At 57.4% G+C, this 15,895-nt stretch carries 14 protein-coding genes; 11 read left to right on the top strand and 3 right to left on the bottom strand.

Annotated features, from left to right (window positions below; genetic code table 11):
- The first annotated feature begins 119 nt into the window (after positions 1-119).
- The 6 genes from OHL11_RS07555 (at position 120) to OHL11_RS07530 (ending at position 5,957) form a co-directional block, all read left to right on the top strand.
- Positions 120-1,937 (top strand): glycoside hydrolase family 15 protein, encoded by a 1,818-nt coding sequence (locus OHL11_RS07555; protein ID WP_263370888.1) that lies wholly within the window; start codon positions 120-122, stop codon positions 1,935-1,937.
- The gene (locus OHL11_RS07550) at positions 1,934-3,343 is read left to right on the top strand and encodes an amidohydrolase family protein (RefSeq protein ID WP_263370887.1); all 1,410 of its coding nucleotides are present in this window, start codon (positions 1,934-1,936) and stop codon (positions 3,341-3,343) included. The genes OHL11_RS07555 and OHL11_RS07550 overlap by 4 nt, the downstream gene beginning before the upstream one ends.
- Complete coding sequence (locus OHL11_RS07545; RefSeq protein WP_263370886.1) at positions 3,340-3,792, top strand: DMT family transporter; 453 nt, start codon at positions 3,340-3,342, stop codon at positions 3,790-3,792. Before OHL11_RS07550 ends, OHL11_RS07545 begins: the two co-directional genes overlap by 4 nt.
- A 265-nt stretch (positions 3,793-4,057) precedes the next feature.
- Complete coding sequence (locus OHL11_RS07540; RefSeq protein ID WP_263370885.1) at positions 4,058-4,885, top strand: AraC family transcriptional regulator; 828 nt, start codon at positions 4,058-4,060, stop codon at positions 4,883-4,885.
- 147 nt (positions 4,886-5,032) lie between these two features.
- Complete coding sequence (locus tag OHL11_RS07535) at positions 5,033-5,464, top strand: SgcJ/EcaC family oxidoreductase (protein WP_263370884.1); 432 nt, start codon at positions 5,033-5,035, stop codon at positions 5,462-5,464.
- A 124-nt stretch (positions 5,465-5,588) separates the two neighbouring features.
- The gene (locus tag OHL11_RS07530; RefSeq protein ID WP_263370883.1) at positions 5,589-5,957 is read left to right on the top strand and encodes a nuclear transport factor 2 family protein; all 369 of its coding nucleotides are present in this window, start codon (positions 5,589-5,591) and stop codon (positions 5,955-5,957) included.
- Between the two features lie 101 nt (positions 5,958-6,058).
- Here the strand turns inward: OHL11_RS07530 and OHL11_RS07525 are convergent, their stop codons facing one another.
- The gene (locus tag OHL11_RS07525; RefSeq protein WP_263370882.1) at positions 6,059-6,979 is read right to left on the bottom strand and encodes an NADP-dependent oxidoreductase; all 921 of its coding nucleotides are present in this window, start codon (positions 6,977-6,979) and stop codon (positions 6,059-6,061) included.
- 104 nt (positions 6,980-7,083) lie between these two features.
- Between OHL11_RS07525 and OHL11_RS07520 the strand changes: the two genes are divergently transcribed.
- The 4 genes from OHL11_RS07520 (at position 7,084) to OHL11_RS07505 (ending at position 10,167) form a co-directional block, all read left to right on the top strand.
- A complete protein-coding gene (locus OHL11_RS07520) occupies positions 7,084-7,713 on the top strand; it encodes a TetR/AcrR family transcriptional regulator (protein WP_263370881.1) in 630 nt (209 codons plus the stop codon).
- 403 nt (positions 7,714-8,116) lie between these two features.
- Positions 8,117-8,644 carry an RNA polymerase sigma factor gene (locus OHL11_RS07515; protein WP_263370880.1) on the top strand — a complete coding sequence of 176 codons (528 nt, stop codon included), beginning with the start codon at positions 8,117-8,119 and terminating at the stop codon, positions 8,642-8,644.
- Positions 8,631-9,296, top strand: a complete 666-nt coding sequence (locus OHL11_RS07510) for a hypothetical protein (protein WP_263370879.1) — start codon at positions 8,631-8,633, stop codon at positions 9,294-9,296. The genes OHL11_RS07515 and OHL11_RS07510 overlap by 14 nt, the downstream gene beginning before the upstream one ends.
- Positions 9,297-9,558: 262 nt before the next feature.
- Positions 9,559-10,167: a TetR/AcrR family transcriptional regulator gene (locus OHL11_RS07505; RefSeq protein ID WP_263370878.1), complete on the top strand. Its 609-nt coding sequence runs from the start codon at positions 9,559-9,561 to the stop codon at positions 10,165-10,167.
- Between the two features lie 62 nt (positions 10,168-10,229).
- Here the strand turns inward: OHL11_RS07505 and OHL11_RS07500 are convergent, their stop codons facing one another.
- Entirely contained in the window at positions 10,230-11,000 is a 771-nt protein-coding gene (locus tag OHL11_RS07500; RefSeq protein WP_263370877.1) for an oxidoreductase, read from the bottom strand.
- Positions 11,001-11,268: 268 nt separating this feature from the next.
- On the opposite strand from OHL11_RS07500, the gene OHL11_RS07495 reads away from it, so the two are divergent.
- Positions 11,269-12,138, top strand: a complete 870-nt coding sequence (locus tag OHL11_RS07495) for an NmrA family NAD(P)-binding protein (RefSeq protein WP_263370876.1) — start codon at positions 11,269-11,271, stop codon at positions 12,136-12,138.
- Between the two features lie 178 nt (positions 12,139-12,316).
- On the opposite strand, the gene OHL11_RS07490 is transcribed toward OHL11_RS07495, so the two are convergent.
- On the bottom strand, positions 12,317-15,316 hold the full coding sequence (locus OHL11_RS07490; RefSeq protein WP_396269581.1) for a diguanylate cyclase: 3,000 nt from the start codon (positions 15,314-15,316) through the stop codon (positions 12,317-12,319).
- Positions 15,317-15,895: the final 579 nt, after the last annotated feature.

Raw genomic sequence — 15,895 nt, 5'->3', positions numbered from 1 at the left:
GCGACCGTCGAGTGATGTTCGATTCTGTCCTCATGAGCCAATGCCCTCCGTCTGCTGAAAGTATAGATAATCCATACTTGCGAAGAGTTGCATCCAAGGGAGAGGGAGTTGCTGAATCAATGTCACTGGACCTGAACGAGTACGCGATTATTGGCGACATGCGTACTTGCGCGCTTGTCAGCCGACACGCCTCGATTGACTGGCTATGCATGCCGCGTTTCGACTCTCCGGCGATATTGCTCAAGCTACTGGATGATGATCGAGGCGGGTCGTGTGAAGTAGATCCAGGCGAAATCCTGACGAGCACACGACGTTACGTCGAGGGTACGAACATCCTCGAAACCACGTTAGAGACCACGTCGGGTGTACTGCGCATCACGGACTTCTTCGATGTACAACGTCACAGTGGCGGAGAGCTGGACTCGCGGAGTGAGCATCGCTGCATGCGCCTGCTGGAATGCACTGAAGGCGATCTCGATGTCACCATCCGGTTCAGGCCGACGTTCGGGTTTGCGACATGCTCACATTCTGTAAGAGCGGAGAGCGAAGGTTTTATTTACAGCGCGGAAGACGCCGATGGAACTGTTCTGCTGGGTGTGCAGTGGAGTGAAGGCGTGCGCTTTGTTCGTCACGATTCGTGGCACGTGCCGTTGCGTGCCGGAGAGCGCTGCTGGTTTATGATTCAGCACCGCGATACTGCCGAGCCGTTACCGCAGCTACGGGATCAGGACGTTGACGAAATGTTGCGAAGGACAGAAGCCTACTGGCTGGAGTGGTCTTCGCGCTGTACGTACAAGGGGCGATGGGAAGGTGCAATCCTGCGCAGCATACTGTGCCTGAAGTTGCTGACCTATGCACCTACGGGAGCGATTGCGGCCGCCGCTACCTGCGGTCTTCCGGAAGTGATTGGCGGCGAGAGAAACTGGGACTATCGCTTCTGCTGGTTGCGTGATGCCAGCTTCACCGTGTCATCTTTTCTGAACTGCGGGTACCGGCATGAGGCGCGGCGCTTCCTGGATTTCATCGCACAGCGCGATCCATCCTGTGGGAAGAACCTTCAGGTGCTCTACCCGCTGTGTGAAGGGTCTGCCGGCGAACGCATCCTTCGACACCTCAAAGGGTGGAAGCGTTCCACTCCTGTACGTATCGGGAACGCTGCGTCCGACCAGGTTCAACTCGACATCTACGGGGAATACATGAGTGCCCTGGCTATGTATCTGGAAGACGCGCCGGCGTCCGAGGTCGAAGAGATGCGCGAGCGTGTCGAACAGACCGTGCGCAACGTGCTGTCCTTCATCGAAGGACATTGGCAGTCGCCGGATCAGGGTTTATGGGAACTGCAGGTACCACCGCAACAGCATCTCCACTCGAAAGGCATGTGCTTCGTGGCGATTGGCCGCGGGCTCAAGTTGGCTGCTCAACTGGGGATGAGCCTCGACGTGCAGCATTGGCGTCACCTGCAGAATCGTATCCGCCAGGACTATCTCCGTGGTGCCTGGAGCAATGACGCCCAGGCACTCATGCAGACCTACGATCATGTTCGCCTCGATGCGTCAGCCATGAGGCTGGTGTTGTACGAGGCATTGGACTGCAGGGAAGAGCAGACGAAAGCGACTGTTGCCGCCATCCAGGAGGCGCTATGCGAAGGAGACCTCGTCTACCGGTACAAAGGCGACGATGGACTTCCCGGGCAGGAAGGCTGCTTCACTGTCTGCTCATTCTGGCTGGCAAGCATGCACGCGTATCAAGGCAATGGGGACCAGGCAATTGCGCTGTTTGAACGTATGCTCGGCCGCGCAAATGACGTGGGTCTGTTCTCGGAGGAGATGCTGCCGGAGACGTTCGAACAGATCGGTAATTTCCCGCAGGCGTTTACGCATATGGGTGTGATCAACAATGGACAGCGGATCCTCCGTCTCCTTGGAGAGCAACCATGAACCGGAGAGACTTCCTCACCTCCGGTCTGGCTGCTGCTTTTGCATCGGGGGCGTGCCTGCCGATGACAGCAGAAGCAAGCTACCCCGAGTCCATGCTGATCCGCGGAGCCTGCATCGTGAGCCTCGATGCGCAACTCGGGATGCTCGACCGTGGCGACATACTTATCGAGCGGGGCGTGATCCGCGACGTTGGGCGGTCGCTTCGCGCGGAGACGCAGGTCGTGCTGGATGGAAACGGCCTCATCGCTTTGCCTGGATTCGTGGACACGCATTGGCACATGTGGAACACGCTGGCCCGGGCATGGGCTCCGACGTCGGGTGGGACAGGATTTTTCCCTGCGATGAAGCAGATGTCAGCTCTGCTGTCGCCCGAGGACACGGCCGTCAGTGTGGAGCTGGCGCTGGCCGAAGCAGCAGCCTGTGGCATCACCATGGTGCACAACTTTGCCCATAACGTCCGCTCCTCAGACCATGCCGATGCGGAGATCGAGACGATGCTGAGGAGTGGATTGCGTGGCAGGTTCTCCTACGGCTATCCGCAAGATGCAACTTCAACGCAGAAGATGGATTTTGCGGACATAACTCGAGTCAAGAAGCGCTTCTTCGCTGATGATGGCCACCTTGAACTGGGTATAGCCACTCGCGGCCCGGAGCGCACGCCTCCTGCGGTATGGAAAGAAGAATGGAGCTTCGCACGGCCGCTCGAATTGCCCGTAACCACGCATGTCGATGTCTCGCGCGAGACTGCGCCGAAAGAGTCTGTCCGTCAGCTCGCCGAGGCAGGTGTACTGGATAACCGCACCATGCTTGTACACCTCACGCAGGCTTCGGGTATGGAAATGGCAAGAGCCGCGCGGGCCGGCGCCCCCGTTGCCGTCACACCATGGACGGAGATGCGCGTCGGCTACGGATTGACACCGTGGAAGCAATTGCGAGAAGCAGGTCTCTCGCCATCGTTCGGGGTCGATACCGTGGTCCTCTCAGGCACGGCGGACTTCTTCTCGATCATGCGTCTTGTGCTGGCGGCGGAGGCAGGGAGAGAGCTGGATCAGTTTGCGGTCAGCCCAGCAGAGGTTCTTCACGCGGCGACACTCGGAGGAGCGCAGGCCATGGGAGCGGGAGCACTCACGGGTTCGCTCACTCCGGGCAAAGCCGCAGACATTCTTCTTCTCGATGGCTCCGCACTCGCACTCACGCCCAGGACAGATCCTGTGGCCCTCCTGGCAGAAAGTGCGCAGAGTGCCACGATTCGCCATGTTTTAAGCAACGGTCGCTTCATCAAGCGCGATGGCGTCGTGCAAGGGATCGACCTCCCGGCATTGCGACGCAGAGCGTCACGGAGTTGGAGCCGCATCCATGAGCAGCTGGCGAAAGCAAACTCACAACAGAAGGTAGACCGTTCATGATCTGGATTTATGTTTTCCTCGGGCTGGCGGGCGTGCTGAATACGGTGCAGTCTGGCAGCAATTCGACTCTGCAAAAGGTGAGCCACCACCCGATTCTCCCGGCGTTCGTTTCGTTCGCCGTGGGGCTGCTGTGCCTGGGAATCGCGTGGCTGGGTTACGCCGCTTACACGCGATCCCCTATGCCGTCAGCTTCTGATTTGGCTCGTGCGCCATGGTGGGCGTGGATTGGCGGTCTCTTAGGCTGCGTCTATGTGCTGGCGATGGTAAACGTCTCGTCCAAGGTTGGTGCTGCCGTCTTCACGGGAATAACGGTCACGGTTGGGATTGTGACTTCAGTCGTGATGGACCACTTCGGTCTTCTCGGCTTCGAACAGCATAAGGCTTCCCCTTGGCGTCTCTTGGGGGTTGTACTCATGCTCGGAGGTATTGCTCTCGTGAGCCGGTTCTAGCGAACGCCCTCGGCGGCTGCGGCGGCCACCGTTTGTCTGCCTGACTGCACCTCGTTCAAACTCCCACGCCTCAGATCTTCGCGTTCGTTCATTCTCGTCCAAGCGATCTCCGGAAGTGACACATCTCAGGAGGCAACATGACATCTCTAACGACGTTTGCCCTTGAGCAGGTTTGGCTAGGAGGTTGGGCAGCTGGTGTTGGAGGCAAATGGCGCGCCGCGACGAATTTCGAAGCATTGGCTCACTTTGGCCGTAGCATCGTTTCATGAGCTGTTCGGCGGCGCGACCGATGACGGTACGGCGATGGCTACCGTGCGCCGAGTTGCGGCCATTTGTCGAAGCCTACAGCATTCGTGAAGCGGGTTTCGGAAGGATGCAGGCGCATGTGCCGCTGCCCGCCCGCCGTGACTGCTTCTTGGAGTTTTATCTGCAGGATCGCTACCGCGTTTTGGTGGTAGCGACAGGCGAAGAGCACTGGGCTCCGCGTTGCGTCCTGGTGGGGCCGAGCACGCGGCGGACGGCGGACTTGAGGCTCTCCGGCTCGCTGCGCGTTTTTTCTGTTCGTTTTTCGCCGGTCGGCTTTCGCGCGTTGTTTGGAATTCCTGCACGGCTGCTGTGCGATCAGGCACTCGAAGCGGAACATGTCTTGGGGCATGGGATTGCAGAGGTGCACGAGCAGCTTGCGCTGGCGGAGCCGACGCATTGGGAATCAATCGCAGAACAGTATCTGCTGAAGCGCGCGCGCGCCCTAAAAATGACTGACGAACTCCGCATCGCCACACAGGCAGCAGCGACGATCCAGCGGTCGCAAGGGATGGTGAAGGTGGCGGTTGCCGCCGCTGCGTCATCCGTCAGCATGCGGCATCTGGAACGGGTCTTTCAGGAGCAGGTAGGCGTCTCGCCGAAGGTCTTTGCGAGACTTCTTCGTCTGAATCATGTGCTGGAGGTGGCCGGACCAACCAGCAACTGGGCCGACGTTGCCAGTCTGTGCGGCTACTTCGATCAATCCCACATGGTCAGAGATTTTCGGGCGATGACGGGAGCGACGCCCATGGAGTTTACCGCGCTGCGGGCTGCGCCCCCGCAGGGCTGACGCGCGTGTCGCATTTCTCCTATACCGAGCGGGACTGTCTGCGTAGTTTCGGCCTATGAAGCCTTCTGCGCTGCTGTTCTTGCTCCATACTGCTTGAACCCGGTGGTAAGAGGGCATGCCTGAGTTACGAATCAAGAGAGGTTGAGGATGTTTTCCGAGGAAGAGAAGAGCGCAATTGCCCGGGTCGTCCAGGAATTCGAAGACGCGTGGGCGAGGCGTGACATGACAGCATTTCGGGCGTTGCTTACCGAAGACTGCGATTGGGTCAACATCGTTGGCATGCACTGGCACGGTAGCGATGAGGTGACGGAGATGCACCGCGTGCTACTGCATGGACGCTATAAGGGCGTGAACGTGCAAACGGTGTCCCACGAGGTAAGCGAGATCGCGCCGGGCGTGGCGCTGGTCGTGCAGAAGTCGCAACTGGATGATTTCACGACGCCCGACGGCCAAGTCGTCAGGGCCTTGCAGACCATGGGAATCATGGTCATTGTGAAACGCGATGGCAAGTGGCTGATTCGCGCTTCAGAGAATTCGTCTATTGATCCGCGTGCATCGATGAAGCCCACGGCGAAATAAGTTAGCGTTCCAAAACTAGCGAGGAGGTCCTATGTTGTTCTCACGTTCTCTGTTGTTCTTTTCGTTCCTATTGTCTGTGACTGCACTGCATGCGCAGGACGGTGAAGCGAAGCGGAAACTGGCAATGGCTGGTCAGGCACTGGGGCGAGCACTGGCGACGCATGATGTTGCAGCGCTGCAGAAGGTTTGGTCGCCGAAGATGATCGTCAACGGCCCCAATAACACGGTGCTGACGCGCGCAGAGATCTTTCAGGCGATGAAGAATGGGCAACTCGACTACGAAGCCGACTACAGGTCGACGATGGAAAAGGTCGAGTTCTTCGGTGACGTAGCCGTCACCATGGGCGAGGACACGTACACACCCGCGTCTGGTCCTGAAAAAGGCAGGCTGCTGCACCGCCGATCGACCAATGTGTGGCAATACACCGATGGTGAATGGATGATGATCGCGCGGCAGGCCACCATCTATGATCCCGCTGTAAAGCACTACTGAGCTCACAGCGGGCGGGGCCCTTCGGCGGGTCGCCGCTGGGCCTCCGATCGATGAAGAGTCTTATACGTCAAGCTGCAAAGGCCACACTCTCCCGCTTTGCTTTAGGGAAGAAGCAAGATCTTGCCGTGGGCCTTCTTGTTCATGCTGATCTCCGCTGCCTCACGCCAATTTTCCAGGGCAAAGGTTTGTGATATCGGAATCGAGTAGCGTCCTTCCGCCGCGAGTTGCGCATAGTGACCGAGCACGTCATAGCGTAGACTGCCGCCCTCACGCCACGCCGTGCGCACGCCAAGGTTTTCCTCATCCCGATCGGCAAAGCTGTAGACGCGCTTCGGGTCGCCATCCACAATCTTCACCAGATCAGGCAGGGTTCCTTTTACCTGTGCGGTATGGACCGCGAAGTCAGGCGCTCCACCAACAAGTTCACGAACTCGCTCCACCATGCCGTCGCCATAGGGCGTCACCAGGGCTCCAAGCTCCCGCAGCCGTCCCGCGAACGTCTCACCCGCAGACGCGACCACACGCGCTCCCCGCAGCAGTGCCATTTGCACGGTCGCAAAGCCCGTCATCGTTCCGCCGCCGTTGATCATCACCGTCTGTCCGGCGCTCAGCGGCAGCAGGTCCAGAGTGCGCGCCGCCGTCTCGGTCGCCATCGGCAACGCGGCGGCCTCGGTCATGTCCAGACCTTCAGGGACAGGCAGAAAGACTTTCAGAACCGCGTACTCCGCTGCTCCGCCTGTGGTGTACGCCATATAGTCGGGAACGCCGAAGACACGGTCACCCACCTTGACGTCCCTGACACCCTCACCAAGAGCGTCCACGACTCCAGAGACATCGAAGCCGATGCCCTTTGGGGGCGGTCCCGGCAGAAAGCCTTCGCACACCACCCAATCCGCCGGGTTCAGCGCACAGGCATGAACACGTACGCGAATTTGACCTGCACCCGGTTCGGGCACCGCTACATCTTCCAACTGCAGCACGTCGAGTGGTTTGCCGTACGTTTTGAGAAAAAGTGCTTTCATGGTCAGGCTCCTTGTCCTATTCTGAATCTGTCAGTCACAGACACTAAAACGTCATTCACTGACAAATAACACGTAACGTCAGTCGCTGACAAGAAGGTGTGGCCATGCCAAGAAACGGAGATCAGGTACGCAAGCGCCTTCAGTGGGCAGCGCTGGAGCTTTTCCGCGCGCGCGGATACGAGGAGACGACTGCCGCCGAGATCGCCGCCGAGGCGGGCGTTACCGAGCGGACCTTCTTTCGTCATTTTGCGGATAAGCGCGACGTGCTCTTCGATGGAGAAGCCGCTTTTAGTGAAGCTCTGACGAAAGCAATCCGCAACGCTCCCAAAGCGCTCAACCCCTGGGATACTCTTCTCTACGCCTTCAGCTCCGTGAAGGAAATGTTCATCGAGAACCGTCCCTTCACAGAACCACGTCAACAGGTCATCGCTGCTGTTCCCGCTTTGCAGGAACGTGCCATGGCGAAGACTCGATCTCTGATCACCGCAGTGGCGTCGGCGCTATCCGAGCGAGGCATCGCAGGGCCAGAGGCGAACCTCATCGCCTGGATGGGCATGGCCGCATCCAGTTACGGTGTGGCTGCGTGGTTCAAAGATAGTTCAGTGGAACTGGGCGAGCACATGGTCGAGGCGTTTCAGCAGGCAGGCCGATTATCACAATCCAATCTCACGACGAAGCTGCCCCCCATTCGAAAGAGAGCAGGCAAGCTTCGAGACGGATCCCATCCGGTCTGAACGATGAGCGAATGTGCGGACAGTATCCCGTGCTGTGCAGCTTGATACATAGTAGGCACGGCGGGCCGCAAACCAAGTTGTCGAAGCCATGTTCCATCCATATAGCCCATCCGATCGATCAGAGGCTCCCCCGACGGCTTAATAAAGGACCCGACGAGGGCCGCAATCTCATAAAGAGCAGATTGGTCGGATGAGTTCGCATGACACCCGAGAACGCCGTCCTAGTTCGGGACGCTCGCTGTGATGGCTGTCATGATCTGAGGCGGAATAGACTCCATCTCCGGCCTCGATTGCCTTCTCGCGCCAGTAAACCTTTCCGTTGTCCGGTCTACTAACTTCCAAGTCCTGTGATGTTTTTGGTTTCCATGCGAATAACTATTCAGAAGCTAGGAGAATGTTCTGAATGCAGGCTGCCGACACAGAACGACGATTTCACGATCAGGTAGGAAGCCATCGCGGCATCCTCTTCAAGGTCTGTAATCTCTACGGCACATCCCACGAGGACCGCGAAGACCTGGCGCAGGAGATTTTGATCCAACTCTGGCGCTCTTTTGGCGCGTTCGATGGCCGCTGCGCCTTCTCTACGTGGATGTACAGGGTTGCGCTTAACACAGCGATCTCCTGGCTGCGCCATGACACGTTTCGCCGCCAGCATATCGAACCCGCGGAAGAACACTTGCTGATCGCTCTGCCTGCCCGAGAGGCTGATTCTGACAAACTCCGTCTGCTATATGACCTCATCGAAGACTTAGACCCCATGCAGAAGGCGATGGTCATGCTCTATCTGGACGGCAATAGCCATCAGGAAATTGGCGAAGTTCTGGGCACCACGGCTTCGAACGTGTCGACCAGAATGAATCGCATAAAGAACGAATGGAAACAGAAAATAGGCCATCGCCCTAGCCAGGAGAAGAATCATGACAACCTTTGAAGAGTTGGAAGCAGCCTGGAAAGAACAGAGCACAAGGCTCGACCGAATCGATCTTACGCTCGCGAACCAGGTCCACCGCCAGAACGCCGCGCGAATCAAAGCGCCCTTGCGCGGTCTCATCGTTTCGCTGTGGCTCGAAATCGTTCTCACTGCCGTCGGCATGTTGCTGATGGGTGGCTTTCTCGCCGACCACATCAGGCAGTTCCGCTTTGTATGGCCCGCAGCCCTTATGGATGTGTGGTTGGCGGGGGCTCTGATCATCGCCATCCGTCAGTTGATTGCAGCCCGCGGGATTGAGTTCGACGAACCGGTCGCAGGCGTTCAACAGCACTTGGCGCGATTGCGGATCTTGAGACTTCGGTACTTCCGCTGGCTCTTCTTTTCAGGCCAGATCGTCTGGTGGGTGCCGTTCCTCATCATCTCTCTCCGCATGGTTTTCGGCATCGACGCGCATCGCTTCCTCGCGCCCACCTTTATCGCCATCAATGCGATCGTCGGACTCGCCGTGGTCCCGATCTTGGCGATCGGGCTCAGGAGCATCCGCTCCGCTGCCGGCCAATCGTGGTACCAGCGGCTTGCCGACGTCATCGCCGGAAGAAGCCTCGCGGAAGCACGACAGCAAGCTGACATACTCTCGGAGTTCCTCCGCTAAACCGACCATCCACTGTGCAGGAATAAACGCCCCCTTCAGGGCGAGGGAGAATTCACGTCTTGATGGCGGCTGCCTTGTAGGCTTCTTCTTGAGTCATTTGCTTTCTTTCAGAGCCAGGCGGGTTTGTGCTGATTTGCTTCCCCCGATGCAAATTCCGACGAGAAAAAATGCTTCTGAACCGTAAGATCCAGAGGAGCGGGTCTGCCGACGCGGCTTAGAACTTTCGATCTTTTTGGTACAGATGTGTATCAAATAGGCAGGTATGTCGAAGACGATAGAAAACTCGAAGATGGGGCGCCCGAGAGGTTTCGACACAACCGCAGCGCTTGATGCGGCTATGCGTGTCTTTTGGGAGAAGGGTTACGAAGGTGCAACCCTCAGAAATCTCGAGAGCGCAATGCGCATCAATCGCTCAAGCATGTGGACAGCGTTCGGCACGAAGGAAGATCTGTTCAAGCTGGCCTTCGAACGCTACATCAATGACTACCAGGGATATATACGAGAAGCGCTTGAGAAGCCGACGATTCGAGAAGTGGTCGAGTCAGCGCTTCGTGGAACGGTCGATTTCCTCTCGACGCCGGGTAACCCAAAAGGCTGTCTTTCTGTTCATGGAGCCTTGGCTGTTGGTGATGAATCGGATTCTGTGAAGCAGTGGCTAATCGAAGGACGCAGAGCCGGCGAGATAAGAGCACGAAAGCGCTTCGAGGACGCGAAGAAGACGGGCGACCTTTCCAAAGGAATTGATCCCGCTGCTGCGGCCCGATACGTGGCTACGATTATTCAAGGACTCGGAGTGCAGGCCGCTAGCGGTGCGACGAAGGCCGAACTGACAAAGACCGTTGACATGGCTCTTCGAAATCTAGAGCTGTAGTCCGCTCCATGAATGGAAGCGGCTCGCGCTGCGGCGCGAGCCCTTTTTTGTGGTCGTTGCCTTTAGAACTGGAAACCACCGTTGACGTGGAAATTGATACCGGTGATCCAAGCAGCGCGAGGCGAAAGCAGGAACACCGAAGCCTCCGCGATGTCAGAGGGAAGTCCGAGCCGACCAAGCGGCACCATCGAAACTGCGGCCTCTGGCGGAGCTCCCATTGCCTGCATGAGTTCGTTGCGGATGATGTCGCCTCCGGGAGTCTCCACTCCGCCGGGTGTGACGATGTTCACGCGGATCTTGTGGGGAGCGCCCAGCTCCTTCGCGAGAGCCTTCGTGTAGTAGTTCATCGCGGCCTTGCTTGCACCGTAATGAACCAGAGGTCCGTTGCCAGGAAGGTCGCTGCCCGAAGAGATGTTCAGAATCGAACCGTCCTTCGAATCCTTCAGGCTCGGGAGAGCCGCGTTGGTCACGCGCACGACCGAGAGAAGGTTCGATGCGATTGTCTTCTGCCAAAGTTCGTCAGAGATCGCCTCGGAGTTGGGGAGGACCAGCTTCGCTTCAGCCGCGTTATTGACAAGGATGTCGAGGCCGCCGAGAGCCTTGACGGCCTCATCGACAAGCTTCTTGCAACCTTCCGGGGTCAGGATGTCGCCTTGAACGAAGATGGCGTCCTTCGGGGTTTGCTCATGACGGTTGCGCGCGACAACAGCGACCTTCGCGCCTCCATCGATAAGACGCTGTGCGATAGCGGCACCAATACCGCGGGAGCCTCCGGTTACAAGAGCGCGGCGACCCGCGAACTCCTTGGATAGGTCAAGAACTGAGTTCGACATACTTCCTTTTCTCCTTAGTGTCGGCTGGAACAGATCAGAAATGCATCAATTCTGAATCCATCGGTACAGATGTAGAGGCGGTGCTGGAAGATTCGAAACTTCTACCGGACAACAACGCTTCGCATCTCTTTTAGCTTTCTTGTTTGGAGAGAGACTCGCTTTGGCTCCGACATCATTCGGAAGTTTTGAATCTGGAGTGGCTTCTCGTACATCTGAACCGTAAGATACGAATATTCATGACTTCTTCAGATTGAAAGGGACTCTAACCGTGGGAAAAATACTGGTGACCGGCGCAAGCGGAGACATTGGACGGAAGACGCTTCTACATTTGCTGAAGCTCAGGCCGGCGAATGAACTGATCGGATTGGTGCGCGATCCGGCGAAGGCGGAAGACCTCACGGCCAAAGGGATCGAATTGCGACAAGGCGACTACCTCGACACCGTTTCTCTTGCTGAGGCGTTCAAGGGTGTCGACAAGCTCATGCTCACGGCCACGCACGCATTCACAGAACGCAATAAAGCCCACGGCAATGTGATTGACGAAGCCGAAAAGGCTGGCGTGAAGCACATTGTGTTTATGCCGATCTACCGCAAGAAGAATTCCACGGTCACGATGAAAGAGATCACCGCTGAGGACATCTTCACGGAAGAAAAGCTGAAGGCATCTGGTATCAACTACACCTTGGCTTACCACCCGCCATTCCTTGAAGCTTTGTTCTTTTACCTCGGACCGAAAGCTCAGGAGACGGGTGTTCATGTTCCTGCGGGAGACCACAAGTTTGCAGCAGCAACTCGTGATGACTTGGCAGCGGCACACGCAGCCATCCTGACGGGTGAGGGGCACGAGAACAAGAGCTACGTGCTGACCGGCGCTCCGGCCATTTCCTTTTCAGATGTAGCCGACATTCTCTCCAAGCTCGAAGGCAAGAAAGTCCCGTACAGCAAGATCACCCCCGAGGAATACCTGCAACTGGTCGGGAAGGGCGTCCCGGATTTCATCGCTCAGTTCGTTCTTGAGTGGGTCGTCAATATGGGTGCGGGTGAGTGGGAGGAGCAGACCAAGGACCTGGAGACGCTCATTGGCCGCAAGGCGACAACTCCTACCGAGTTCTTCCGCCACAACTACCTCACCAAGTAATCCGAACGATCAAGCCGCGAGGGAACCTCCATGAAGATTGGCTTCATGGGCGCAGGCAAAGTCCCCAGACGATTGCAAAGCGTGAACTCCCTCGGCCATCGGTTGTTGAGGCAGGAACACCGCAACAGAGTTCGCGATAGGTGTCGTGACGCAATCTCGCTGAGGTTTGATTCATGCTCTAAGCTTCCGCATTGTCGCTGAATCGAACAACCTGATTTCTCCCATAGGCTTTCGCGTTGTACAGCGCTACGTCTGCGCGGCGCAGGATTTCATCGACACTGTCCGCTCCGTTTCTTGATGAGACACCCACGCTAGCGGTGATCGAGAATCGCAATTCTCCCACGACGACCTCGGTAGCTGCGATCTGTTGTCTCAAGCGCTCTCCAACAGCTTCCGCGTTGACGTCGTCGCTCTCCGGAAGCAAGACTGCGAACTCTTCGCCGCCGTACCGTGCGAGCACATCGGTCGAACGTAGTTCGCGATTGAGAGAAGCTATCGTGTGCAGCAGAGCGGCATCGCCCGCTGCATGCCCGTAGAGATCGTTGATACGTTTGAAGTTGTCCAGATCAATAAGCAGCAGGCTGAAGGATCGACCTGAACGAACGCAGCGTTCGAATTCGGAGTTTGCCGCTTCAAGAAAATGCCGTCGATTGAACGCTCCGGTGAGTTCGTCACGCTTGGCAAGGACCTCAAGACGCTTGTTCGCTTCGAGAAGATCCGCGTGTTTGTTCGCTAATTCACCGGTTCGCTCCTTGACGAGTTGCTCAAGCGCGAAACGTCGGCGCTCGATGACTTGCAACCGTAGCCAAAAAGCCAGGAAGATCACGGCCACCATAGCGGCGAGCATGAGTACTTTGAACCACTTCGTCTCTGTAAACAGAGGTCGTATGTGGATCATGATGGCTGTGCTGGAGACGGCTTCACGGTCTGACTCACGCCACGCGCGGACGAGAAGACGATACCGTCCCGGCGGGAGATTCGTGTAGGTGACGATGTGCGATCCTTCATCTCCTCCCATCCAGTCTGCATCGAAACCTTCGAGCTTGTAGGAGTAATGCATCTCCCGCGCGGTCGCAACGTTCAGGGTCGCGAAGACCGCACGGAAGCTGCGTTCTCGACTCGTCATTTCGATGCGGGGTGTCACGCCCAGAGACTGCACGCCCCAGGCTTGAGCGACCGCCGATTCTTTGCGACCCGTGATGGCGAGTTCAGACAGGAAGAGATTGCCCACGGTTGGATTCTTGGGGATCCGATCCGTTCGTACGATCGCGAGTCCCTGATCTCCAGGGAAGACAAGCGTTCCATCATCAAATGCTGCAGAGCCGAAAAGATTCTGGGAGCTGATGCGGAATCCGTCAGCTTCCGTGAAGGTTTTGACGGTCCGCGTTCTGGGATCGACAACGGCGAGGCCTTTCGGCGTATTGCTCCATATCCGGTGGTCGCGGCCGACCATGACCGTCAGAACGGTATTGGATGGAAAGCCGGAGGTCGTATCCATGTCGCGAAACACCGGCATTTGCCGCGTGGCGCCATCGGCAAAGACTGTCCTGGTTCCGCTCTGGTAGAGCAGTCCTTTGTCGATGGATCCTACCCAAAGCATCCCTGCGTCGAGGGCTATCGGCTGCACATTATTGGAAGGCAGCTCGAACCCGAGCGGCGCGTTTTTTCGAAGATGGAGAAAGCTCTCCAAACCTTTCGGCATCTCGTCGAGGCCCAACCTCGTTGTGACCCAGAGCGTGCCATCGGGCGTTTGCAGCAGATCGCGCACGTAGTTATCGGCGAGGCTCCGGGGATCGTCGTCATGATGGCTGAAGAGAAGCGTCGAGTGGTCGTTTCGATCGTAGCGGACCAAACCGTTATACGTTCCGACCCATACAAACTGCTTGGAAACCCAAAGTGCGTTGATCACTTGTCCATCGAGACCAGCACCATGCACTGGCCGATACGAGTAGGTCTTGGAGTCGACGACGAAGAGCCCGACACCTCCTACGAAGATCTCTCGCTCGTCGCCCTTCACTGCGAGCACTTCTCGTTGCAGGGTTTCCTTCTGCGATACTCCTGGGGCTGCATGCACGCTGTGCATCTGTCCGTTGCCATCGATCACCGAGACTTTGCCTTGATCGAATCCCACCCAAAGGCATTCGTTCTGCAAGGTGACACTGCGGACCTCATTCCCGGAGAGCCCATCGCGACGCAAGGGAGAGGTATGCAGGGTCAGCAGTCCGTCGGCGAGGGGACCGAGGCGCGATAGCCCATGATCGGTGCCGATCCAAACGTTCTTGGAAGAGTCTTTGAAAAGTCCACGCACGAAGTTGTTGCTCAGCGGTGCAGGCGATGTGAGGTCGCGCTTGTACTGGCGAGCGTATGAGGAGTGCGCATCGTAGGCGATGACGCCGCTTCCGTAGGTCGCGATCCAGAATCTCTGCGGGCTGACCTCAACGACGCCTCGGACGGTGGCCGTACCTATCAGCGCATTCAACTCATTGTTGGAGATCACGCCTTCAGCGTTCTTCTGCGCTGGATCGTAAATACGAATGCCGGCGCGATCGGTTCCGATCCAGAGCTGTCCTCGGGCATCCTCGAAGACGGTCCACACGGGAGGAGCAGGCGCGCCTGGAAAGAGAAGCTCATTCTCTGCTTCAAACTGCGAAGCGCCGCGACGAAGCACATCCGCGCCATGGTCTCCGCCGACCCAAAGGTCTCCATTTCGCGAGCGAAGGATCGCGAAGACACTTTTCTGATGGAGTCCTGAGTGATCGTCCTTCACCGCGATGCCGTAAATCTGGTACGTGCCGGTTTTCGGCATGAAGTGAGTCAAACCCACTTCAGAACCGAACCACAGGCTGCCGTCGGTGTCTTCTGTCATGGCGAAGACGTGGCACTTGGCGATTCTGCCTGGCTGGTTCGGCAACGGGCGAAAGCCATCGATCCTGGGGTCATAGCTCACGATGCCGGCATTCCCGGTCGCAACCCACAGGCCGCCATCAGAGCGCGCGAGCACGCCACGAACGTTATTGTCCGGGATCGAGTCGGCGTAGACGCTATCGTGCGTGTAGGTTCGGATTGTGTATCCGTCGAACCGGGCCAGTCCGCCGAAGGTGGCTATCCATATTGCGCCACGCTTGTCTTGCGCGAAACCATAGACGGAGTCATGTGGGAGCCCATCCTTCAGGCCCATGGTTGAGAAATTAGGATCCGCGAGCCGTGCCAGCGTGTCCCCGGAGATAGGGGGAGTTGCCTGTGCGCGAGCCACCAGCGAGTACATGCTGAAGCAGAGGCAAGAGAAGGTACATAGGAAGAAGATGGCGACGCGATGCATCAGGGATTTCACCTCTGCGTTCCTGAGCTCGATCATGCCAGTTCCTAATGACCCGACTTTCGTAGCCGCACATCGACGCAGGAGATCCTGACGTGCCCGGTCGGTTGCGTACTACTCATGCATTTGGATTCTTCAAGAATAGGTCCATCTGAAGGGCATGGCAAGACGTCGTTCGTCGGCCTGCGAACCGGAGACACAAAAGGCTGATGACATATGCACTTAAGTTTGCATGGCCGCAAAGAGTTTTGGGCTCCTTCACCCGCCGGAAAGAGGAGCTCTCGGCGTTGCTGCAGCCTTCGTCGCTTGCGCGGATGAGTCTTTTGGAGCGGGGATGATGGTAGCCCCCTTAGAACGTCACCGCTCATCCTCATAGTGTTTATTCGCTTTTATTTCGCTATGATCGTGAGATGCGGATGGGGAATCGTAGCGAGGAAGATG

It is taken from the genome of Granulicella cerasi (assembly GCF_025685575.1).
In the GTDB taxonomy this organism is placed as follows: domain Bacteria; phylum Acidobacteriota; class Terriglobia; order Terriglobales; family Acidobacteriaceae; genus Granulicella; species Granulicella cerasi.
Note: the sequence above shows the minus strand (reverse complement) of the source record. Positions and strands in the feature narration are given on the sequence as shown.